This window comes from Streptomyces sp. B3I8 (assembly GCF_030816915.1).
In the GTDB taxonomy this organism is placed as follows: Bacteria; Actinomycetota; Actinomycetes; order Streptomycetales; family Streptomycetaceae; genus Streptomyces.
In genome coordinates this window covers 7434415-7455266 of the sequence record NZ_JAUSYN010000002.1, presented here as the reverse complement: position 1 = coordinate 7455266, position 20852 = coordinate 7434415, and the positions used below count along the sequence as shown (strand labels likewise).

21 protein-coding genes are annotated in these 20852 nt (G+C 71.6%); 9 read left to right on the top strand and 12 right to left on the bottom strand.

Annotated elements, in window-relative coordinates:
• Window positions 1-44: 44 nt before the first annotated feature.
• The 6 genes from QFZ64_RS34905 to QFZ64_RS34880 form a co-directional block, all read right to left on the bottom strand.
• The gene (locus QFZ64_RS34905; protein ID WP_307071501.1) at window positions 45-1538 is read right to left on the bottom strand and encodes an MFS transporter; all 1494 of its coding nucleotides are present in this window, start codon (window positions 1536-1538) and stop codon (window positions 45-47) included.
• Window positions 1535-2059, bottom strand: coding sequence for a hypothetical protein (locus tag QFZ64_RS34900; RefSeq protein WP_307071500.1), 525 nt, complete (start codon window positions 2057-2059; stop codon window positions 1535-1537). Before QFZ64_RS34900 ends, QFZ64_RS34905 begins: the two co-directional genes overlap by 4 nt.
• Before the next feature lie 646 nt (window positions 2060-2705).
• Window positions 2706-3572 (bottom strand): helix-turn-helix domain-containing protein, encoded by an 867-nt coding sequence (locus QFZ64_RS34895; protein ID WP_307071499.1) that lies wholly within the window; start codon window positions 3570-3572, stop codon window positions 2706-2708.
• Window positions 3573-3658: 86 nt separating this feature from the next.
• The gene (locus QFZ64_RS34890) at window positions 3659-4513 is read right to left on the bottom strand and encodes an SDR family NAD(P)-dependent oxidoreductase (protein ID WP_307071498.1); all 855 of its coding nucleotides are present in this window, start codon (window positions 4511-4513) and stop codon (window positions 3659-3661) included.
• 43 nt (window positions 4514-4556) lie between these two features.
• Window positions 4557-4892: a hypothetical protein gene (locus QFZ64_RS34885; protein ID WP_307071497.1), complete on the bottom strand. Its 336-nt coding sequence runs from the start codon at window positions 4890-4892 to the stop codon at window positions 4557-4559.
• A 45-nt stretch (window positions 4893-4937) separates the two neighbouring features.
• Window positions 4938-5855, bottom strand: coding sequence for a LysR family transcriptional regulator (locus QFZ64_RS34880; RefSeq protein WP_307071496.1), 918 nt, complete (start codon window positions 5853-5855; stop codon window positions 4938-4940).
• 88 nt (window positions 5856-5943) lie between these two features.
• Here QFZ64_RS34880 and hisD point away from each other — a divergent pair, with 88 nt between their 5' ends.
• The 6 genes from hisD (at window position 5944) to QFZ64_RS34850 (ending at window position 13228) form a co-directional block, all read left to right on the top strand.
• On the top strand, window positions 5944-7263 hold the full coding sequence (gene hisD, locus QFZ64_RS34875) for a histidinol dehydrogenase (RefSeq protein ID WP_307071494.1): 1320 nt from the start codon (window positions 5944-5946) through the stop codon (window positions 7261-7263).
• Window positions 7264-7526: 263 nt separating this feature from the next.
• Window positions 7527-8888: an ABC transporter substrate-binding protein gene (locus QFZ64_RS34870; RefSeq protein WP_307071493.1), complete on the top strand. Its 1362-nt coding sequence runs from the start codon at window positions 7527-7529 to the stop codon at window positions 8886-8888.
• Window positions 8885-9898, top strand: coding sequence for a carbohydrate ABC transporter permease (locus QFZ64_RS34865; protein ID WP_307071492.1), 1014 nt, complete (start codon window positions 8885-8887; stop codon window positions 9896-9898). The genes QFZ64_RS34870 and QFZ64_RS34865 overlap by 4 nt, the downstream gene beginning before the upstream one ends.
• Window positions 9895-10704, top strand: a complete 810-nt coding sequence (locus tag QFZ64_RS34860; protein WP_307071491.1) for a carbohydrate ABC transporter permease — start codon at window positions 9895-9897, stop codon at window positions 10702-10704. Before QFZ64_RS34865 ends, QFZ64_RS34860 begins: the two co-directional genes overlap by 4 nt.
• Window positions 10701-11558: a nitrilase-related carbon-nitrogen hydrolase gene (locus tag QFZ64_RS34855; RefSeq protein WP_307071490.1), complete on the top strand. Its 858-nt coding sequence runs from the start codon at window positions 10701-10703 to the stop codon at window positions 11556-11558. Before QFZ64_RS34860 ends, QFZ64_RS34855 begins: the two co-directional genes overlap by 4 nt.
• Complete coding sequence (locus tag QFZ64_RS34850) at window positions 11555-13228, top strand: glycoside hydrolase family 13 protein (RefSeq protein ID WP_307071489.1); 1674 nt, start codon at window positions 11555-11557, stop codon at window positions 13226-13228. Before QFZ64_RS34855 ends, QFZ64_RS34850 begins: the two co-directional genes overlap by 4 nt.
• Before the next feature lie 410 nt (window positions 13229-13638).
• Here QFZ64_RS34850 and QFZ64_RS34845 read toward each other — a convergent pair whose 3' ends face one another.
• From QFZ64_RS34845 to QFZ64_RS34825, 5 genes are all read right to left on the bottom strand, one after another.
• Window positions 13639-14175 carry a hypothetical protein gene (locus QFZ64_RS34845; protein ID WP_307071488.1) on the bottom strand — a complete coding sequence of 179 codons (537 nt, stop codon included), beginning with the start codon at window positions 14173-14175 and terminating at the stop codon, window positions 13639-13641.
• A gap of 105 nt (window positions 14176-14280) precedes the next feature.
• Window positions 14281-15858, bottom strand: a complete 1578-nt coding sequence (locus tag QFZ64_RS34840; RefSeq protein WP_373430791.1) for a molybdopterin-dependent oxidoreductase — start codon at window positions 15856-15858, stop codon at window positions 14281-14283.
• 153 nt (window positions 15859-16011) lie between these two features.
• Window positions 16012-16593 (bottom strand): hypothetical protein, encoded by a 582-nt coding sequence (locus QFZ64_RS34835; RefSeq protein ID WP_307071486.1) that lies wholly within the window; start codon window positions 16591-16593, stop codon window positions 16012-16014.
• 206 nt (window positions 16594-16799) lie between these two features.
• Window positions 16800-17144, bottom strand: coding sequence for a hypothetical protein (locus QFZ64_RS34830; protein ID WP_307071485.1), 345 nt, complete (start codon window positions 17142-17144; stop codon window positions 16800-16802).
• Between the two features lie 92 nt (window positions 17145-17236).
• Window positions 17237-17818, bottom strand: a complete 582-nt coding sequence (locus QFZ64_RS34825) for a TetR/AcrR family transcriptional regulator (RefSeq protein ID WP_307071484.1) — start codon at window positions 17816-17818, stop codon at window positions 17237-17239.
• A gap of 103 nt (window positions 17819-17921) precedes the next feature.
• Between QFZ64_RS34825 and QFZ64_RS34820 the strand changes: the two genes are divergently transcribed.
• The 3 genes from QFZ64_RS34820 (at window position 17922) to QFZ64_RS34810 (ending at window position 19964) form a co-directional block, all read left to right on the top strand.
• Window positions 17922-18788, top strand: a complete 867-nt coding sequence (locus QFZ64_RS34820; RefSeq protein ID WP_307071483.1) for a PHB depolymerase family esterase — start codon at window positions 17922-17924, stop codon at window positions 18786-18788.
• A 115-nt stretch (window positions 18789-18903) separates the two neighbouring features.
• Window positions 18904-19311, top strand: coding sequence for a PaaI family thioesterase (locus tag QFZ64_RS34815; protein WP_307071482.1), 408 nt, complete (start codon window positions 18904-18906; stop codon window positions 19309-19311).
• Window positions 19308-19964, top strand: a complete 657-nt coding sequence (locus QFZ64_RS34810; RefSeq protein WP_307071481.1) for a TetR/AcrR family transcriptional regulator — start codon at window positions 19308-19310, stop codon at window positions 19962-19964. The genes QFZ64_RS34815 and QFZ64_RS34810 overlap by 4 nt, the downstream gene beginning before the upstream one ends.
• Window positions 19965-20016: 52 nt before the next feature.
• Here the strand turns inward: QFZ64_RS34810 and QFZ64_RS34805 are convergent, their stop codons facing one another.
• Window positions 20017-20778 carry an IclR family transcriptional regulator gene (locus QFZ64_RS34805; protein ID WP_307071973.1) on the bottom strand — a complete coding sequence of 254 codons (762 nt, stop codon included), beginning with the start codon at window positions 20776-20778 and terminating at the stop codon, window positions 20017-20019.
• Between the last annotated feature and the right edge of the window lie 74 nt (window positions 20779-20852).

Below are 20852 nucleotides of genomic sequence, written 5' to 3'. Positions count from 1 at the left end.
TTCCACAGCGCGTGGTCCCTGCGCCTCCCGTGCGAAGACCGCACCTACCGCTCTCGCACGGAAGAGAGCGCCTCTCCTTCCTTGGTTCCCGGCGTCCCGGGATCGTGGGCGTCGACGATCTTCGACGGGGTTTCCAGGGAGGGGACGCGTTCGGCCCGCAGTGACAGCAGCGAGGAGACGCACAGCAGCACGGCGATGAGGATCGACACCGAGGTGATGGCGTGCGCCGACCCGTACGCGTCGGCGGCCGCGTAGAAGATGCCACCGATGATCGCGACCGACAGGGCGGCGCTGATCTGAAGGGTCGCGTTGACCAGACCGCTGGCCAGGCCGGCGAAAGCGCGTGGAATGTGCGTCACCGTGATCCGGATCAGTGAAGGCAGGGCGAGCCCCTGCCCGAAGCCGATGAGCGCCAGGGGTGCGGCGGCCCACGGGGTCCGGTCGAACGCGGCGACGAGTCCGGCGAAGGCGAGGAAGCCGATGGTCTCCAGGCACAGGCCGAGAGCGGCGATCCGGCGCGGCATGACCCGCATGAGGTGCGGCACGGTCAGCGGCCCCACCAGGAAGCCGATGCCCAGCGGCAGGATGTCCAGGCTCGCCTCGAGCGGCGTACGGCCGACGGCCTGCTCGTGCTCGGAGAAGACGAGGAAGAACGCGGCGATCGAGTAGAACAGGGCGACCGCCGCCAGGGAGATCCGCACGCCCGGCGCGGTCACGGCCCGGGGCGGCACCAAAGGCATGACATGTCGTCCGCGAGAGCGGTCGCCGTCGCCGTCGAAGGCGGCCTCGTAGCGCCAGAACCTGTGCAGCACGCCGGCCGCGACGACGAACAGGACGAAGCACCACCACGGCCGGCCCAGGGCCTGCCACTCGAGCAACGGGATGACGATTCCGGCAAGCCCGGTGAAGAGCAGGACGGCGCCGACCGCGTCGAGCCTCTCCGCGCCTCGGGTGTGCGGGTCGTGCAGGAACAGACTGCCCACCAGGCCCAGGGCCGCGACGGGCAGGTTGATGAAGAAGATCGTCCGCCAGCCCAGGCCCCAGAGGTCGGCGGTGACGAGGAGTCCGCCCAGCGACTGGCCGATGACCGCGGCGAGTCCGATGGTCGCGCCGTGGAAGCCGAGGGCGATCGTCTGGTCCCGGCCGTCGAGGCTCGCGCGGATGAGGGCCAGCGACTGCGGCGCCATCAGCGCGGCGGTGAGACCTTGCAGGACGCGTCCGACGACCAGCAGCCAGGGCTCGCCGACCGCACCGCACAGGAGCGAGGCGAGGGCGAACCCTACGAGGCCGATGAGAAAGACTCGTCGCCGCCCGTACAGATCGCCCAGACGGCCACCGAGAATAAGCATCACGGCATAGGTGGCGGCGTAACTGGCCACGATCTGCCGGCCCAGGATGTCGCCGCCGCCGAGGTCGTCCTGAATCGAGGGGATGGCGAGGTTGACGACGAAGAAGTCGAGTGGCGGCAGCAGCGTGCCGGCCAGGAGTGTGACCACGCCCACCCAGGTCCGGGCGGACGTACGTGACGAAGAAGTCATTGCTTGGCCTTGTTCTCGGCAACGACCGTCTCGGCCTGCGTCTCCCGGAGGGGCAGAAGGGCGTCGGCGGAACGTTGCATCGTGTCGGCGGGCACGCCGTCGCGTGCCTGGGCGGAGATGCTCATGAGGAATTCGTGGACGAGACCGGCCATGGCTTCCGCGTCCGTTCCCGACGGCGGCGCGCCTTCCGCGACCGCCTGCCGGACCCTGTCGAGTACGCGGGAGCAAGTGATGTCCCGGCGCTCGGCCTCCCTCCGGTGGGCCGGGTCGTCGCAGTCCGAGATCGGGGCGGCCGGAACCATCGTGCAGCCGGGCGGGTGTCGCTTGTTGGCCCGCATCGCGATCGACCGGCTCAGGGTCGGCCCGACGGCTTCCCACGGATCCGGCGACGCATCGGTCAGCGGTTCCGGCGCGCGTCCGCAGGTCGTGCGGCAGTGCGTGTTCGCGTCGGCGAACACCTCGGCCTTGCTGCCGAACAGCTGGTTGAAGCCGGCCGATCGACGGCGGACATTGACCTGCACGCGACGTTGGTCATCCCCTGACCGAGCACGTCGACGTCGTGCAGCGGGCTCAGTAGGTGAAAGGGACACCACGGAGCCGGGAGGGGGTGAGGTCGGTGCAGCGAACGATGCCGTTCCTCACTTCCTCGGTCTCCGGCGCACCGAACACGGCGACGGAGGGCTCCTGGTCGCGTCGCCATGGGCGGTGCGTGCGACCAGTTGGCCGCGCATCATGACGGCCGTCTGCGCGCGGACGTCGTCCGATGCCTTCGGCGAGGTCCAGGCCTCGGCCCCGGCCCGCACGGCGGCTTCGTTGTCGCCGGCCTCCAGCGCCGCCCTCCCTGTCCCACGCGCTCCGCGGACAGGAGGAGGGCGGCAGGTCGTGCGGCCGGCCCGGGCCGGCTTCGTAGGGAGGTATCACGGTTGCTTGGTTCTTTCGAAAAGGTCGGCGTGTCCGTGGCTGTCGCCCACCGGCCCTCGGTGACGGAGCGCCGGCTACGCGGCCGCGTCGAGTTCGGCCGGTTCCGCACTCGGCGCGGTCCCCGGGCTCGCCCCGGATGCCGAGTCCGGTAAGCCGCATGGCGCCGAAGCCCGGGCGAGCGATCTTCTTCCCGGCGATCTCGCAGGTGCCCACGCTGTCGGCGAGAAAGGTGTTCATGATCGTGTGTCACCTAGTCTCCGGAGTCACGTTCTCGCCGGTGTCCGCCGCATCGGTGGCCGCCTGGTCGGCCAGCCGGCGCAGGAGGACCAGGCTGTCGTGGCCGGCACTGCCGGGTTCGGCGCTGTAGACGGACAGATGCTGTCCGGGGGCGCTGGCGACGGCGAAGGTCTCGAAGTGCAACCGCAGTTCCCCTACGCGCGGGTGCACGAAGTGCTTCTGCTCCCGGGTCCGCGGACGCACCTCGTAGCGGGCCCACAGGTTCGAGAACGCCGGGCTGTGCAGGGTCAGTTCACCGACGACCCGCTCGATGCGCCCGTCCGCGGGGAATTGCGAGGACGACGCCCGCAGATTGCTCACCGCAAGACGCGCCGCGGCGTCCCAGTCACCGTAGAAGGACTTCGCGTACGGGTCCAGGAAGATCATGCGCAGCAAGTTGTCGTACCGGGCGAATCCGCGGTACAGCTCGCGCGCCATCGCGTTCGCGCCCAGGATGTCCTGCGCCGCGCCGACCAGGAAGGCCGGCACGTCCGGCATGCCGTCCATCAGCCGGACCAGCTCCGGGGCGACGGTCGGCGACGCGGCCGCCCTCGTCCCGAACACCGGCAGGCCGAGCCGGAACAGATGCGCGGCGGCGTCGTCGTCCAGTCGCAGGGCGCCGGCGATCGACCGCAGCACCTGGTCGGAGGGGTGCCGTTCCCGGCCCTGCTCCAGCCGGATGTAGTAGTCCGTGCTCACCCCGGCGAGCAGGGCCACCTCGTCACGCCGGAGCCCCGGCACCCGCCGGGGACCGTCGTCGGGCAGACCGACGTTCCGCGGCCGGACCAGTGCGCGTCGGGCCCGGAGGTATTCACCGAGCTTGTTCTCGCTGTCCACCCTGACGACAGTAATGCGGACCGGCTCCCCGGGCGTGGGTGTGGTGCACCCACGCCGGCCGAGCCGCCGCCGCGGCGTCGCGCCCGTCATTCCTGCTGCTCCGTCGGCCGGACCAGGATCTCGTTCACCGCGACGTGGCGCGGCCTGGTGACGATGAAGGCGATGGTGTCCGCCACGTCCGTGGGACGCAGGCACTCCATCGTGGTGTAACGCTCGTACATGCGGTCCCGGACGTCGGGGCGGTTCTGGAGGGGCAGTTCGGTCTCCACCGCACCGGGTTCGACGAGCGAAACGCGCAGGTGGCGCTGGGTGACCTCCTTGCGGAAGGCTTCGCCGAAGGCGGTCACCGCGTACTTGCTCGCGTTGTAGACACCGCCGCCGCCGCGGACCATTCGGCCCGCGGTGCTGCTGACCAGGACGATGTCGCCGACTCCGCGCGGGCCGCCGGCCGCGGCCTCGAGCAGGTGGGGAGCGGCCGCGTGGGCGGTGTACATGAGTCCGAGGGTGTTGAGTTCGATCATCCGGCGCCAGTCGGTGGTGTCGGCGTCCGTGATCGGTCCGAGGATCATGACACCGGCGTTGGCCACGACGGTGTCGAGGCGGCCGTAGGTGTCGACGGCGCGGGCGACGGCCGCGTGGGCCTGCTCTTCGCGGGTGAGGTCGGCACCCACGGCCAGGGCCTGGCCACCGGCGCCTTCGATCACCTCGACGAGTGCGTGGAGGCGGTCCGCGCGGCGGGCCACGACGGTCACGCGGGCGCCGAGGGCGGCCAGCGTGAGCGCGGTGCCCTCACCGATTCCGCTGCTGGCTCCGGTCACCAGGGCGACCGTGCCGGAGAGGGGGCGGCCATCGGCCGCGGCCCGGCCCGGGACCACGGCCTCCTCCGCCGTGGACCGTGGACGGGTGCGGACCGCGTCCGCGGTGTGGGAATGACTGGTCATGAGGTCGACGGTAGGAGTGCTCCGGCCGGCGTGGGAGGGAGCATCACCCCCACCCGAGGAGCCAGAGCCGTCGGGCGCCGGAGGCCGCGGAGACCGTCACGACAGGCTCCACGCCCTGCTGGGCATCGTTCAGGGTTCGCGTCGGCGGGTTCGTGCGGTATCCGGTGGATGCGGCGTCGACGACTCCACCGGTGACACCGAGGACGGTGTGCAGGACGTGGACGCCCTGATCGGCCTCCGGGTCGGGGTACTTCGGTGCGCGGAGCAGGGATTCACGCACGGGCGTCGTGGTTCCGCCGTCCTCCCGCACGGTCCGGGTGATGTCGTGGCCGTAGGCGGAGGTGCCGGCGACCACTGCTGCGAAGTCGCCCTCCGCCACGTGCGCCCACCCGTGCGCTGACGGGCGCACGCCCCGGGACAGACCTCAGTGCGCCAGCAGCATCCGCCGGGCCAGGCGGGTGATCTCCCGGGTCGCCGGTGACAGTACCGAGCCCTGTCTGCGGACCACCGCGATCGTGTCGTAGAGGGGCTCCGCGAAGCCGACGGTGTGGAGGGTGTCGGGGAAGGTGCGGCTGCGGGAGACCGCGCGGGAGACGACCGTGTCGCCGGCTCCCCGGGCCACGATGTGCAGCGCGGATTCGACGTGCTCGACCTCGATGGCCGCGGAGAGGGCGACGCCCTCCACCTGGGCCCGTTCGGCGAGCTGGCGGCGGGTGGGGTCCCGCCAGCCGTAGTGGGCGTCGTAGAGGATGAGGTTCGCCTTGGCGAGGTCGGCCATGGTGACGGGCCGTGCGGTGCGGTCGGGATCGGCTGAGGTGTAGACGACCTCGTCCCGCATGAGGGGGGTGACGTCGAGCCCCTCGGCATCGATGGGCAGCACGACGAGCCCCGCCTCCAGGTCGCCGGCGGTGACGGCTTCCGCGACCTCGACGGAGTTCAGGCCGACGATCCGCAGCCGCACCCTGGGGTGGCGGGCGTGAAAGGTCTCCAGCAGTTCGGACAGGAAGTAGTAGTCGGCGTTGCGCAGCAGACCGAAGGTGGCGACGCCGCCGTCGAGGGAGGTCAGGGAGCGCAGGGCGCGGTCGGCGCCGTCGGCCGCTTCGGTGGCCTGCTGGGCGTAGGGCAGGAGTTCCTGACCCGCGGCGGTCAGCACCAGCCGGCGCGGGCCGCGGGTGAACAGGGGCACCCCGTAGTGCTCCTCCATGCGTCTGATCAGCTCCGACACCGAGGGCTGGCTCGTCCGCAGCTCGGCCGCGGCGGCGGAGAACGTGCCCAGCCGTGCGGAGGCGAGGAAGGCGCGCAACTGGTTGAGGGTGATCGCGACGGCGGCGGACGGAGGCATGCCGGGATTGTGCCATAGGGCAGCCCTATGGAATGCCGAGGACAATTCGGGGTTGTCCTTGAGAAGGTGCTGCTTCAGTCTCAGATGCATGAAATTGAGCCACCGCTTCACCACTGCCTTCGCCGGCCGCTTCACCCTGCTCAAGGCTCCCGAGGTGAACGCTCCCCCGGCCCAGCGCGACCCCGAGGTGATCGAGACCGTCAGCCGGATGCTGTCGGACATCGAGCGCCACGGCATGGACGCGATCCGCCGCTACGCGAGCTCCCTGGACGGCCAGCCCGACGGCCCGGTCGAACTCGGTGCGGCGGAGGTGGCCCGCAGCGGCGACCGGCTGCCCGAGAAACTGCGGGAGGCGATCGAACTCGGTGCCGAGCGCACCCGGCGTTTCGCCGCGCTCCAGCGCGCTCATCTGACGGACTTCGAGGAGGAGATCGCCCCCGGGCTGCTGGTCGGGCAGCGCTACGTTCCCGTCGGCGCGGTCGGCGCGTATCTGCCGGCCGGGCGCTTCCCGCTCACGGCCAGCGCGTTCATGACCGTGGGCGTGGCCAAGGCCGCGGGCGTCCCGACGGTGGTGGGATGCACTCCCCCGCAGCCTGACGGCCGCGCCAACGACGCCGTCACCTACGCCGCGCACCTGTCCGGGATCGACCACCTCTACGTCCTCGGAGGCGTGCAGGCACTGGCCGCCATGGCGTTCGGCCTGCTGGACCGGCCGCCCGTCGACATGATCGTCGGCGCGGGCAACGCCTATGTCGCCGAGGCCAAGCGCCAGCTGTTCGGGACGGTCGCCATCGACCTGCTCGCGGGCCCCTCCGAGGTCGCCGTGATCGCGGACGAGACGGCCGACGCAGAGGCCGTCGCGGCGGACCTGCTCGGGCAGGCCGAGCACGGCCCGACGTCCCCGGCCGCCCTCGTCACCACCTCCGAACGGCTGGGGCGGGATGTCGTCGCCGCGGTGGAACGACAGCTGACCACCCTGTCCACGCGGGACATCTGCGGTCCCGCCTGGCGCGACCACGGCTCGGTCGTCCTGGTCGGCAGCCGGGAGGACGCGGTGGCGGTCATGGACGAGTTCGCCCCCGAGCACCTGGAGGTGCACACGGGCGAGGACGACTGGTACCACGACGCGCTGCACAACTACGGCTCCCTCTTCCTCGGTCACTGGAGCACGGTGGCCTACTCGGACAAGGGCATGGCCGGCACCAACCACACCCTGCCGACCGCGGGCGGTGCCAAGCACAGCGCCGGGCTGTCCGTCTCGCGTTACCTCAAGCCGCTCACCTACCAGCGCGTCGCCCGGGAGGCGACCCCGCTCCTCGCCGAGGCGGTGGAGGTCATCTCGGCGAGCGAGGGCATGTCCGCCCACGAGGCCACGGCCACCCTGCGGCTGCGCACCTACCAGGGCTGACCCCGCCCGCGCCCCCTCGGCGCCGAGGTCCCGCCCTCCCGGGCCCCCCGCCGTCGCGGTCCGTCCGACGGCACTCCGTGCCCCGGGTCACGGCGGGCCCTCGGCCACCGAGCGGACGATGCCCGTCGGGCTCTCCGGCGGGCCGTACCGTCCCGTCCCCCTCGCCCTCGCCCTCGCCGCCCCGGGACGGTACGGACCGCGCGGCTCCCCCCTTCTTCCCCCACCTCCCGATCCAGCCATCCCGTACAGAGAACCGGTGCACCATGAAATCCGTACGTCGTGAAGGGGCGGGCCCGCCCCGGTTCGCCCCGGTCGCCGCCGCGGTCACCGCGCTGGCCGCCCTGCTGGCCTGCGCCGGATGCAGCCCGCCCGGGGCGGGCAGGAGCCCCGCCGGGGCGAACCAGCCCGCCGTCACCGACCCCGTGACCCCCGCGCAGGTCGCGGAACTCGGCGAGGTCACCTTGCGGATGTGGGCGGACCAGGCGGAGAAGCCCCTGATGAAGTCCGTGGTACCGGCCTTCGAGAAGCGGTACCCGAACGTCAGGGTCGACCTCACCTACAAGAGCTTCGACGACCTCGTCGCCACCGTCGTCAACGCGGCCTCCGGCACCAACCCGCCCGACCTCTTCCAGGGCAACATCGGCTATGCGGTCGACGGGGCGCTGGTCAAGGCCAAGCTGGTCCGGCCGCTCGACGACGTGGCGGCCGCCTACGGCTGGATCACCGGCACCGGTGCCAGCACCCTGGCCCCCGCCCGCTGGAACGGCTCGGGCACAGCGTTCGGCAACGGCAACCTCTACGGCATGTCACCCATCAGCGAGGTCCAGGGCATCTACTACAACAAGGCCCGACTCGACGAGCTCGGCCTGCGGCCGCCGCGGTCCCTCGCCGACCTGGAGAAGGACCTGCCGCTCGTCAAGAAGGCCGGCAAGCAGCCGATCATGCTGGGCAACAGCGACCAGTACGCCGCCACCCACATCTTCTCCGACCTCGCCGCCACCGAGCAGTCACCGGCCTCGATCCGGGACTGGATCGGCGGCAGGGCGGGCACCACCTTCGTCACCCCGGGCAACGCGAAGGCGGCCGGGACGATGGCCGACTGGGCGAAGAAGGGCTACTTCGGCTCCGGCTACGACGGCCTGAGCAACGAGGACGCCGTCTCCCGCTTCGCCAAGGGCTCGGGTGTCTTCTTCGTCGGCGGCTCGTGGAACGGCGCCACGCTCGACCCCGGGAAGTTCGGCTTCGGCGCCCTGACCACCGGTGGCGCCGGAGCGACCGCCTCCCCCTGGCACATCTCCGCCTCCTCCGAGGTCACCCCCGCCGCCGTCGCCTTCCTCGCCGCCCTGCACACCCCGCGAACCGGCCAGGAGATCCTCGACACCGGCCGGCTTCCCGTCGTCACCGACGGGGTGAAGGGCGGCAACACCCTGCAGAGCCAGACCCTCGACGCGCTCAAGCGCACCATCGCCGCCGGAACCCAGGTCGGCTACTACGACTGGACCGCCACCGACATGCTCAACGTCATGGGCGGCAAGCTCCAGGAGGTCATGTCCGGCCGCACGAGCGGCGCGGAGTTCCTGAAGGCGGTCCAGGACTCCTGGCGGACGGCGAGGCAGAAGCGATGAGCACCGCGGCCCCCACCACCGGGCGCCCCACCGAGACCTCCGCGCCGTCGGCCACCGGCGGCCGCCGCCGCCCCTCCCCCCTCGCCCGCCTGTCCTCCCTGTCCTGGACCTCACTGCTGTACGTCGCCCCGGCCCTGGCCTTCTTCGGCGTCTTCGTGCTCTACCCCATCGGCATCTCCGTCTGGTACTCGTTCTACGCCTACGACGGTCTGACCGTGGGCACGCCGGTCGGCTGGGGCAATTACACGGCCGTCTTCACCGACGGCCGGCTGCGCGCCGCACTGCTGCACTCCCTGGTCCTGCTGCTCTTCTACGCCGCTCTGCCGGTCTGCGTGGGCCTGCTGCTGGCCGGGGCGATGTCCCGGATCCGGGTGTACGGACTGACGGTGTTCCGCGCGGTGCTGTTCCTGCCGCAGATCCTGTCCAGCGTCGTCGTCGCCGTCGCCTGGCGGAACCTGCTCGCCGCGGACGGCCCCGTCAACGCGGTGTTCCGGGCCGTGGGGCTGGGCCGGTTCGCCACCAGCTGGCTGGGCGACTTCGACACCGCCCTGCCGTCGATCGGGCTGATCGGTACCTGGGTGGAGTACGGGCTGTGCATGGTGCTCTTCCTCAGCGGCATCGTCACCATCGACCGCTCCACCTACGAGGCCGCCCGTCTCGACGGCGCCGGGCCGGTGCGGGAGTTCTTCGCGATCACCCTGCCCGCGCTGCGCCCGCAGATCTCGATCGCGCTGGTCCTCACCGTCACGTTCGCGCTGCGCAACTTCGACCTGATCTGGAACACCACCCGGGGCGGCCCCGGCACCACCACGACCGTGCCCAGCCTGTACGTCTACCAGGACGCCTTCCAGAACCGCATGCTCGGCCGGGCCTCCGCCCTGGCCATCGTGCTGACCCTGGTCATCCTTCTCGTCGTGGTGGTCGTCCAGCTGGCGCTGCGCGAACGCGAGGGCCCGCGCCGCCGGTTCACCAGGCCGCGCACACCGGACAGAAAGGTGCAGTCGTCATGAGGATCGCCCGCAGCGAGAGCATCGCCACCCACACGCTGCTCGTCCTCGCCTCCGTCGTCGCCGTGTTCCCCCTGGCCTCGATCGTCGTCTCGTCCCTGCACGGGGTGGCCGGCTCGTCCGGCGGGCTGACGTTCGACGGCTACTCCACGGCCTGGACGCAGGGCCGGTTCGGCTCCGCCCTGCTGTCGAGCGCGCTGGTGTCGGTCACTGTCGTGGTGGTCACCGTCGTCCTGGCCGCCCTGGCCGGCTACGCGCTCGCCACCATGCGGGTGCCCGGCGGCAAGATCATCGTGGCACTGCTGCTGCTGGGCCTGGTCCTGCCCTACGAGGTGACCGTACTGCCGCTGTACGAGCTGCTCACCGGGTGGCATCTCATCGACACCTACTGGGCACTGATCCTGCCGCAGATCGCGCTGTCGGTGCCGCTGGGCGTGCTGTGGATGCGGTCGTTCTTCGCCTCCGTCCCGGTGGAGCTGATGGAGGCGGCGCGCATCGACGGCACGAGCCGTCTGCAGAGCCTGCGCCTGGTCCTCCTGCCCATCGCCGGCCCCGCGCTCACCACCCTGGGTACCGTGCTGTTCCTGTTCACCTGGAACGAGTTCCTCCTCGCGCTCATCCTCGTCCCGGACAACCCCTCGGTGCAGACCGTGCCGCTGGCGCTGTCCTTCTTCTCGGGAGCCGCCCGGTCCAGTGACCCGGCCGTGACCGCCGCCGCCGCCGTCCTGGTCGCCCTGCCGGTGCTGCTCGCCTACGTCTTCCTCCAGCGGCGCCTGATCAGCGGCCTGACCGAAGGAGCCGTCAAATGACCGCGCCCGTCCCGCACCCGGACAGTGGCGTCGCACTCGTGGTCTGCGAACAGCTCGCGCCGCGCGTCGGCGAGCTGGCCCACAACAAGGAACTGGCCCTGGACGCCGTGCGGCGCGCCCGCTCCGAGCGGGCCGACATCGTCGTCCTGCCCGAACTCGCCACGTCCGGCTACATGTTCGCCGACCTGGACGAGGCACGGCGCACCGCGATCACCCCGGACGACGCCTTCTTCAGCGACCTCACCCGCCTCCTGGCCGGGACCCGCACCGTCGTGGTGCTCGGCTTCTGCGAGGACGGCGGCCCCACGCTGTACAACAGCGCCGCCGTCCTCGACGCCGACGGCGTACGCGCCGTGTACCGCAAGACCCATCTGTGGGACCGCGAGACGCTGTTCTTCACCCCCGGCGAACGGATGGCCCCGGTCGTCACCACGGCGCACGGCCGCATCGGTGTGCTGATCTGCTACGACCTGGAGTTTCCGGAGATGCCCCGCCGGCTGGCCACGGCGGGGGCCGACCTGATCGCCGTGCCGACCAACTGGCCCCTGGAGGAGCACCCGGCGGGCGAACGCCCCGCCGAGATCGTCCAGGCGCAGGCCGCCGCGCGCGCCAACGGTGTCTACATCGCCTGCGCGGACCGCGGCGGCACCGAGCGCGGGCAGGCCTGGACACAGGGGTCGGCCGTCGTCAACCAGTACGGCTGGCTCACCGCCACCGCGACCGCCGCGACACGGCACCGGGCCGTCACCGACGTCTTCCTCCATCTCTCCCGGGACAAGTCCCTCTCCCCGCACAACGACCTGCTGCGCGACCGCCGAACCGACCTCTACGCCCAGGAGAGCCCTCAGCTATGACGTCAGCCGACACCACGCCCGCGCCGGCGCCCGCCTCCCCCGCGGCGGACGACGCCTGGTGGCGCACCGCCGTCATCTACCAGATCTACCCGCGCTCCTTCGCCGACAGCGACGGCGACGGTACCGGCGACCTGCCCGGCATCACCGCCCGCCTGGACCATCTGGCCGATCTCGGCGTCGACGCCCTGTGGCTCTCGCCGTTCTATCCCTCCCCGCAGGTGGACGGCGGCTACGACGTCGCCGACTACCGTGACGTCGACCCGCGCTACGGCACCCTCCGCGACTTCGACGCCCTGCTGGCCCGCGCCCACGCGATGGGCATCCGCGTCGTCGCCGACCTCGTCCCGAACCACTGCTCCGCCCTGCATCCCTCCTTCCGGGCGGCGTTGACCGCGCCGCCCGGCAGCGCGGAGCGGGCCCTGTTCCACTTCCGTGACGGCCGCGGTCCCGACGGAAGCCTGCCGCCCAACGACTGGACATCGATGTTCGAGGGCCCCGCCTGGACCCGCGTCACCGAGGCCGACGGCAGCCCCGGGCAGTGGTACCTCCACCTGTTCGACCCCGGCCAGCCCGACTGGAACTGGGACAACCCCGCTGTGCGCGAGGACTTCGAGACCACGCTGAGGTTCTGGCTCGACCGCGGCGTCGACGGCTTCCGCGTCGACGTCTGCGACGCCCTCGTCAAGGCCCCCGGCCTGCCCGACTGGCCGCACCCCACCCACGGGGTCGTCGAACCGGTCGACGGCGTGATGCCGCCCATGTGGGACCAGGACGGCATCCACGACATCTTCCGCTCCTGGCGCCGGCTGCTGGACGGCTACGCCGGCCACCGCATCCTGTGCGCCGAGGCCTGGCTGCCCCCCGAGCGCGCCGCCCGCATCATCCGCCCCGACGAGATGCACCAGGCCTTCAACTTCCGCTTCCTGGAGACCCCGTGGCGGCCGGCCGACCTGCGCCGCGTCATCGACGAGTCCCTGGCCGCCAACGACGCCGTGGGCGCCCCCACCACCTGGGTCCTGTCCAATCACGACGTGATGCGCCACGCCAGCCGTTTCGGCTACGACGGCCCCGTCGCCCTGGAACACGGCGTCGGCGCCGACGACCCCCAGCCCGACCGCGCGCTGGGCCTGCGCCGCGCCCGCGCCGCGACCGCGCTGATGCTCGCCCTGCCCGGCTCCGCCTACCTCTACCAGGGGGAGGAACTCGGCCTCCCCGAGGTCACCGACCTGCCCGACGCCGCCCGTCAGGATCCCGTCTGGGAGCGCTCCGGCCACCGCATCCGCGGCCGCGACGGCTGCCGGATCCCCCTGCCCTGGACCGCCGGCGACACCGCCCTGGGCTTCAGCGACACCCCCGACACCTGGCTGCCGCAACCCTCCTACTACGCCTCCTTCGCGGCCGACACCCAGCGCGACGATCCCGACTCGACCCTCCACCTCTACCGCCACCTGCTGTCACTGCGCCGCCGGTACGGGCTGGGTGCGGGCGGGCTGCGCTGGCTGCCGTCCCCGCCCGGGCTGCTGTCCTTCACCAACGGCACCGTCGAGGTCCTGGCCAACCTCACCACCGAGCCGGTTCCCCTTCCGGCCGGGGCCCGGGTGCTGGCCGCCTCGACGGCGGTGGGCGATCGGCTGCCGGCCGAGGGAACGGTCTGGTTCGTCAGGGAGTAGAGGGAGCAGGAGGCACGGCACCCGGCGCGACGCCGGGTGCCGTCTTTCGGCCCCGGTCCCACGACGGGTCCCGGCCGCGGTCTGCCGCGTCGTGGCGCTGCCCGCCGGTGTGCGCAGGGCGACCGGCGCGGCGTACTGCGACGGCGGCCGAGCCGCTCATCTCCCCGCGCGCGTCGCCGACCGGGGTCCGGCTCGTTGCACCGCGCGAGGATCTTCCGGGCGGCCGGTCCGCCCGGGTACCCGCGAAGGCGCTCTCGCCCGGATCACCCCTGCCCTGCTGTCGGGCGTCCCGGCCCGAGCGCCGCCCGCACCGGCCGCCCTTCGGACGGCGGGGAGGGAACCCGACGGAATGGGCCCGCCGGCGGACGACCGGCGGGCCCGTGGCAACGCGCATGCGACACCTGCGGTTGTTACGGCTTGGAGCCGTTCATGATGTTGGCGATCGGTCCGATGAGGAACCACTTGTTGTCGACACCCTGGCCCTTGATCTGGTGGGGCTCGGTGTCGCCCGTGTAGTAGTACAGCGGGTGGCCTCCGTAGGTGACCTGCTTCGTGCCGTCGGTCCGCTTGATGGTGCCCAGGTTGCTCGGCACGGTGTACTTGCCCGTCACGGTCACCGGCTTGGTCGTCGTGAGCGGCGGCCACTTCTTGGCGCACGCGTCGTAGCAGTTGGACGCCGACTTCTTGTCGTCGGTGTTCAGGTACAGCGTGCGCCCGGCCGTGTCGGTGAGCCAGATGCCGGCGCTGCCCTTCGCGGTCTTCAGGACCAGCTTCGAACCCGCGTCCGACTTCGCACCCGAGTCCGCCGAGTCCGGCGCCGTGGACGCCGTCTTCGAACCGGTGGACGACGAATCGTCGGAGGAGTCACTGCATGCTGCCGCGAACGTCGCCAGGGCGGCGAGGGAGAGGCCGAGGCCGAGCGTGCGCAGTGAAGTCGTACGGAGCATGACCATCCTTGTGTGTGAGTGCAACGCGACATGTGCCGTGGTGCGGGTTGTGGTGGTGAGGTGGACCGGCTCGCGGCTCCGCAGGAGCGCCGCCGGTCGTGGCCGTCAGGAGACCTTGACGGTGAGGGTGTGGTAGCCGGTGGCGCCGTTCGGCACCACGCCCTGGACGGCGGAGGTCTGCACGGCGCCGGTGGCGTCGGTCGCGCGCACCCTGACCTTGTGCGAACCCTTGGGCGCGTTCGTCCACTCGTACGACCACTGCCGCCAGGTGTCCGGGGTGTCCGCCGCCGTCAGCGTCGCCTCCCGCCAGGGACCGTTGTCGATCTGCACCTCCACGGCGGCGACGCCGCGGTGGGTGGCCCAGGCCGTGCCGGCGAGCGTCACGGTCCCGGCCGGGACCGTCGCCCCGCTCCGCGGCACATCGATCCGGGACGCGGTCTTGACCGGGGCCTGCGGCGAGTAGCCGCGCGGTGTCCAGTACGCGTCGGAGGCGGCGAAGGTGGTGAGGTTCAGATCGGTCAGCCACTTGGTGGCCGACACGTATCCGTACAGCCCGGGGATCAGCATCCGGCAGGGGAAGCCGTGCTGGGTCGGCAGCACCTCGCCGTTCATCGCGATCGCCAGCATGGCCTGCCTGCCGTCGAGCACCGCTTCGACCGGCGAGCCGATCGTCATCCCGTCGGTGGAGGTGGAGAGGATCATGTCCGCTCCGCGGTGGACACCGGCGCGGCGCAGCAGGGGCGCCAGCGGCGTGCCGAGCCAGCGCGCGTTGCCGACGTACGGTCCGCCGACCGGGTTGGACACGCAGGTCAAGGTCATGTCGTGTTCTTCGAACCGGTAGGAGAGGAGCTCGTCGAACGTGATCTCGAACGGGCGGTCCACCATTCCGTGGATCTTCAGCTTCCAGTCCCCCGGGTCCACCCGCGGGACGACGAGTGCCGTGTCCACCCGGTAGAACTCCGAGGTCGGGGTGAAGAAGGGACCGAGGCCGCGGACCTTCGCATGCACCGAGGCGGGCGGTTCGGGCAGTGCGGTGGCCGGCGTCGGGAGCACCACCTTCGCGCGCGCCTTCGCGACGTCGTAACGCTGCTTGATCCACTCCCTGCCGCCGTATCCGGCCACCAGAGCGCCCGCCGTCGTACCGAGTGCGCCGATCACGAAGCGGCGCCTGGCTCCCGACTCCGCGGACGGCTGCGACTCCTCGAGCGACAGGAGGGTGAGCCGCCACAGCACCAGCGCCGCGGCGATTCCGGCGAACAGTGAGGGGAACAGCCAGTTGGTGCTCGCCGTGGGCCGGGTGACGGCGGTGATCGCGCCGACGACGCCGAACGCGGCCGTCAGCACGCTCGCGAGGGTCAGCCGGGCGCGGGCGAGTACGCCGTTGGCGGCCGCTCCTATGCCGATCGTCGTGTAGACGCCGGTCAGCAGCACCGTCTTGTCGTTGCTGCCGAAGTTGCGGATCGCGAACTGCTCGAGCCATGTGGGCGTGATGCTGATCGCCCAGTTCCCGACCGCCGTCACCGGCGCGGAGGCCTCCCCCGTGGCCACCGCGACCAGTTCACCGACCGCCAGGCCCGCGCCGCCGGCCACCAGGCCGACCAGCGCGCCCCGCGCGATCCGCCCGACGCGAGCGGCCGGGCGCGTCCTGGCCCTGGTGGAACCCGGCTCCTGCTCCACGTCCATGCCTCCCGGCTCCGGCACCGGGGTGTCCGCGGCCTTCCCCCGACCACCGTCGGGCTGCTGCTCGCTCATACGCCCTCCGTGAACGTCGCAGTCGATGCCGGGAGGAACGGGGCGGCCGGTGCGGGGGTGACGTCTAACGATGCGCTGCCCATGTCAGTCCGCCTGGTGGGCGCGGCCGAGGCGCAGCGCCGAGACGAGGAAGAAGATCCCGCCGAGGACGGCGTAGCCGCCCACATTGGTCAGCTTCGGATCCGGGGCGGAGGCACTCAGGCAGAACTGCGTCCCGGCCAGCACGGAGATGCCACCGCTGAGGATCATCGGCCACTGGCCGCCCATCCGGCGCTTGCGGCGGCCGAGCCCCACGAACAACTGGAGGGCTCCGGAGACGACGGCCCAGGCGCCCCAGACACGCAGGACCGCCGGCACTCCCGAGGCACCGGCGACGGCGAGGCCGACCGCGGCGACGGTGCTGATCGCGATGTTCGTCTGCAGTCCGCGGAGCGGTCCGGTGACGCCGGACGAGCGTGCGTCGGCGATCGCCGCGGCGACGTCGAACAGGGGGTAGAGAACGAGCAGGGTGATGCCGAAGACGCCGAGGTCCGACTTGTCGGCGAACAGCAGGGCCGCCCAGACGACGGCGAAACCGGACCGCACGAGGTAGAGCTGGCGCAGGGCCGGCGCGAATCTGCCGACGGCCGCGGTGGAGCCGGCGGCCGGCACGTCCAAGGAAGTCACGATGTTCCTTTCGGGCTGTGACGGAGGGGACAGGACGTGTCGGCCGGCGGCACTGTCGTCAGCTCCCTCTGCGGGCAGGCGAGGGTGTGGAACCACCGGGTCCGTCTCGGTACTGAACGTTCTGTCTTGACTCAGCATCACGGGCCCGCCCCTCCTTGTCAAGACAGAACGTTCTCCCTGTCAGGCTTACGGTGCCTACCGCGCCTTTACCGGCGTTGCGGAGTGCGCCCTCTGCCGAGGTCTACGGGCGCGGGTCGGAGGGCGGTCGCCCCTCCGCGCCGTTCTCCCTCCCGAACTCGGCCAAGTCGTCGAACGCACGGATCGTCACCGCGCGACGCTCGTCCCTGCAGCCGGACGGGGGGCGACAACTCATCGATGCCGCGCTCCTCCACCAGCAGGTACGTCTTCTTCCACCCCTCGACCACCTCGGCATCGCGCAGCGACACCCCGACACAGCCCTGTCCCGCCAGGAGGCCGAGCAGTTCCAGGTCGGCCGGCACCGCGACACCCCAGCACTCGGCGGGCTCGATCTCGGCCGGGCCGGCGGACATCGCGTCGGCCACCTCGGCGAGGAGCCGGTGGGTGCGGATGCGCGGCCCTTCGCGCGTGCGGGTGTCGTTGAGCGGCCCTTCGAGCGTGCGGGTTACGTGTGGGTGTGCGTGCGCAGCCCTTCGAGCGTGAGGGTGAGGTAGCGGCGGACGACGGCCGCGCGGTCCTCCGTGTCGGCGGCCGCGCGCATCCTCGACGCGTGGACCACGCCGCACATCAGCGGCAGCAGGTCGCCCCGTGTCACCTCCGGGTCGGCCACTCCCGCGGCGTGCGCGCGGTCGAGGAGCTCTCCGAACACCTCGTTGAGCCGGCGCTTGAGCGCCGTGATGTGCGGCAGGGCGTCGGCCGGCGCGGCGAACACCGGAGGGAGCGAGGCGTCGACCATGACGGCGGTCGTGCCCGCGTGCAGATAGTCCGACAGCGCGGTCCAGGGGTCGTCGAGCTGGAGCACGCGCTCGGCGTGGCCGATCAGCGCCTCGATGCCGGGGGTGGCCACCGTTTCGAGGAGCGCTTCGGGGGTGGGGAAGTGCCGGTAGACCGTGGCCACTCCGACCGAGGCGACCCGGGCCACGTCGTTGAGCTGGAGCGGCGTCCCCTCGTCCACCAGCCGGCGCGCCACGTCGATGATCTTCTGCCGATTGCGGGCGGCGTCCTTGCGCAAAGGGGCGGGGGACATGGGAACCAGCTTAACGGATGAGCCATCCGTTTGTGCTACGGTGAAACGGATGAGTCATCCGTTTCACCGTAGCGATCAACCGTGGCGATCAGAGGACAGGCAGATGAACCCGAACAGCGTCGACGTCGACGGCAGACCTCGCACCTACACCGTGGTGGGCCCCGCGGACGGCAAGCCCTCCCGCGCGCTCGTCCTCGTCTTCCACGGCTCGTCCCAGACCGGGCGGAAGCACCGGGCGTTCACCGGCGCCGCCTACGACGCCCTGGCGGACACGAATGAGGCCGTCGTCGTCTACCTCGACGGCCACAAGGGCAACTGGAACGACGCACGCCGCGGCAGCTCCTTCCCCGCGCGGACGGAGAACATCGACGACGTCGCCTTCGCCCGGTCGGTGGTCGGAAAGCTGGCGGAGAGCCACCGCATCGACACCCACCGGGTCTTCGCCGTCGGCTACTCCAACGGCGGGCAGATGGTGATGCGTCTGATGCACGAGGCGCCGGAACTGCTCGCGGGGGCGGCGGTGATCGCGGCGACGCTGCCGGCGCCGGAGAACTTCCTGGCGGCGGACCTGTCGCCCGCGCCGATGCCGGTGGCGCTGATCCACGGGACCAAGGACCGCATCGTCCCCTACGCGGGCGGCGAGATGGCCTGGTGGACCCGGAAGCTCTTCAAGGTCGGCGGACGGGGCCTGTCGGCGCCGCGGACGGCGGCGTACTTCGCTCGCCACAACGGCATCGCCACCGAGCCCGTCAGCACCACCGTGCCGCACCGGGCCGGCTCGGCCGACGGGACCTCGGTCGAACGCACCGCCTACGAGCAGCAGGACCGGCCGCCGGTGGTGCTGTACACCGTGCACGGGGGCGGCCACACCGTACCCGGCCCCAAGAAGGCGCCCGCCGTCCTCGGCAGGACCAGCCAGGACCTCGACGTCGCGGAACTGGTCGGCGAGTTCTTCGGCACAGGACGGTAGTCGACGTCCCGGCCGGCACCGCACACCCCGGCGGCGCCCGAAGAGGTGACCCGAAGGGGTGACCCGAATGACTTGATGCTGTTAACTTAACGCAGTCAAGTCAGGAGGCTTCCCCATGCCCATCACCGCGGCCGACATCTACGCGCTGGCGCCGTACGCCAAGACCCTGGGAGTCGAATTCGGAAGACTTAAGGCCGGGTCGGTCGAGGCACGTCTCCCTCACGCCGTCGCCCTGTCGACCGGCGGCGGGGCGATGCACGGCGGAGCGCTGATGGGACTGGCCGATGTGGCCGCCGCGGTCTGCGCGGCGCTCAACGGCGGGGAGGGTGCGGTCCCGGTCCCGGCGACCATGGAGTCCAGCACGCACTTTCTCCGCCCGGTGCTGGGAGCCGCGGCGTTCGCGATGTCACGCCCCCTGCACGTCGGCAGATCGACCGTGACGATCGAAGTGGACATCCACGACGACCAGAAACGTCTGTGCACGCGTGTCACTCAGCTCGTCGCTCTCAAGAGGCCCCGATGACCGGATCCGGTGACTCCGGCGCCCCTCGCCCACGGCGCCGTCCACGGGCCCGGCGCGGCGAGGGAGGCCGGCTGTACGAGGAGCTCCTCGACGCCGCGGAGGATCTGCTCGACACCTCGGGGGAGGACGCCGTCACCATCCGCGCCGTGGCGCGGCGGGTGGGCGTCAGCAACCCCGCCGTGTACCTCCATTTCGCCGACCGCTCGGCCCTGTTGAGCACCGTCTGCCTCAGGGTCTGGGACCGGCTCGACGCATACATGGCGGATGCCGGCTCGGCCGCCACGGACCCCGTCACCGATCTGAGGAACCGCTGCGTCGCCTACATCAGGTTTGGCCTCGACCACCCGCTCCGCTACCGCCTCGTCGCCTCGGGACCGGCGACGGAGGCCACGGCGCAGGTGGCGGACGCCTGCTTCCGCAACCTGCGGCAGGCGGTGCGGAGGACGGCGGGGGACGACGGTGTGCCGGACAACGAGGTGACGGCGCTGACCCGCGCCGTCTGCGCCTGTCTGCACGGCGCCGTCTCCCTGCTCCTGCTGCAGTCGGCGTCCGTATGGCCGGACGACCTGGACCGGTACGCGGACGACGTGGCGTCCCTGGCGACCAGCGGAGTCCTGCACCGGATGGGCCGGCGACCGGCGGCGTCGGCGTGACCCGCGGGTGTGCGGATGCGCACCCGCGGCCATCCCTTGAACGAATCGCTCACTACAGCGCCGGACGGTGGCCGCTGAGCGAGATCGCGAAGTCGGTACCGCCCTTGAGAACACGGGACAGACCGAGGGCCGCCGTCCGTACGGCCGGTGCGAGGTGCGCGGGTCTGTAGTGCTCCCGGGGGACGGCGACGGACAGGGCCGCCACGGCTGTGGCGCCGGCGAACACGGGGGCCGCGATGCAGCACACACCCGGCGCCGCCTCCTGCTCCTCGTAGGCGAGACCCGAGATCTGGGTCTGTTCGAGTTCGGTGCGGAGGCGCACCGGGTCCGTGACCGAACGGGGCGCGAGCCGGGGCAGCGGCGCAGCGAGGACCTCCTCCACGAGCTCCGACGCGGAGAAAGCCAGCAGTGCTTTGCCGATCGCGGTACAGGTCAGGGGGAGCCGGCCGCCGATGCGTGAGGGCAGGGCGAGCGTGTCGTGCCCGTGCATGCGCTCCAGGTAGACGACGTCCGTGCCGTCGCGCACCCCCAGGTGCACGGTCCGGCGCGTGCCCTCGAACAGGTCCTGGAGGAAGGGCAGCGCCGCTTCCCGCAGGTCCAGCCTCCGGGGCACCAGCGAGCCGAGTTCGAACAGCCGGTTTCCGAGTCGGTACCGCTCCCCCGCCCGCTCCAGGAAACCGAGCCGGACCAGCTCTCCGACGAGGCGGAAGGTCGTGGTCTTCGACAGGCCCGACATGGCGGAGAGTTCCGTGAGCCGGAACTCCCCTCCCGCACGCTGGAACACATGGAGGATTCTGTCCGCCTTGTCGAGCATGTTGCCGCCCGCGCTGTTCCGTGACATGGAACGAACTTTGGCACAGGACCGTGGAGCCCTCTATATCTGAGGCG

Excerpts from the sequence above, each read along its gene's own strand:
- QFZ64_RS34810 (WP_307071481.1), top strand. The coding sequence starts at position 19,308 with ATGACCGGATCCGGTGACTCCGGCGCCCCTCGCCCACGGCGCCGTCCA.
- QFZ64_RS34830 (WP_307071485.1), bottom strand. The coding sequence starts at position 17,144 with ATGTCCGCCGGCCCGGCCGAGATCGAGCCCGCCGAGTGCTGGGGTGTC.
- QFZ64_RS34905 (WP_307071501.1), bottom strand. The coding sequence starts at position 1,538 with ATGACTTCTTCGTCACGTACGTCCGCCCGGACCTGGGTGGGCGTGGTC.
- QFZ64_RS34880 (WP_307071496.1), bottom strand. The coding sequence starts at position 5,855 with ATGCCTCCGTCCGCCGCCGTCGCGATCACCCTCAACCAGTTGCGCGCC.
- hisD (WP_307071494.1), top strand. The coding sequence starts at position 5,944 with ATGAAATTGAGCCACCGCTTCACCACTGCCTTCGCCGGCCGCTTCACC.
- QFZ64_RS34825 (WP_307071484.1), bottom strand. The coding sequence starts at position 17,818 with ATGTCCCCCGCCCCTTTGCGCAAGGACGCCGCCCGCAATCGGCAGAAG.
- QFZ64_RS34870 (WP_307071493.1), top strand. The coding sequence starts at position 7,527 with ATGAAATCCGTACGTCGTGAAGGGGCGGGCCCGCCCCGGTTCGCCCCG.
- QFZ64_RS34860 (WP_307071491.1), top strand. The coding sequence starts at position 9,895 with ATGAGGATCGCCCGCAGCGAGAGCATCGCCACCCACACGCTGCTCGTC.
- QFZ64_RS34820 (WP_307071483.1), top strand. The coding sequence starts at position 17,922 with ATGAACCCGAACAGCGTCGACGTCGACGGCAGACCTCGCACCTACACC.
- QFZ64_RS34890 (WP_307071498.1), bottom strand. The coding sequence starts at position 4,513 with ATGACCAGTCATTCCCACACCGCGGACGCGGTCCGCACCCGTCCACGG.
- QFZ64_RS34815 (WP_307071482.1), top strand. The coding sequence starts at position 18,904 with ATGCCCATCACCGCGGCCGACATCTACGCGCTGGCGCCGTACGCCAAG.
- QFZ64_RS34865 (WP_307071492.1), top strand. The coding sequence starts at position 8,885 with ATGAGCACCGCGGCCCCCACCACCGGGCGCCCCACCGAGACCTCCGCG.
- QFZ64_RS34855 (WP_307071490.1), top strand. The coding sequence starts at position 10,701 with ATGACCGCGCCCGTCCCGCACCCGGACAGTGGCGTCGCACTCGTGGTC.
- QFZ64_RS34805 (WP_307071973.1), bottom strand. The coding sequence starts at position 20,778 with ATGCTCGACAAGGCGGACAGAATCCTCCATGTGTTCCAGCGTGCGGGA.
- QFZ64_RS34845 (WP_307071488.1), bottom strand. The coding sequence starts at position 14,175 with ATGCTCCGTACGACTTCACTGCGCACGCTCGGCCTCGGCCTCTCCCTC.
- QFZ64_RS34840 (WP_373430791.1), bottom strand. The coding sequence starts at position 15,858 with ATGGACGTGGAGCAGGAGCCGGGTTCCACCAGGGCCAGGACGCGCCCG.
- QFZ64_RS34850 (WP_307071489.1), top strand. The coding sequence starts at position 11,555 with ATGACGTCAGCCGACACCACGCCCGCGCCGGCGCCCGCCTCCCCCGCG.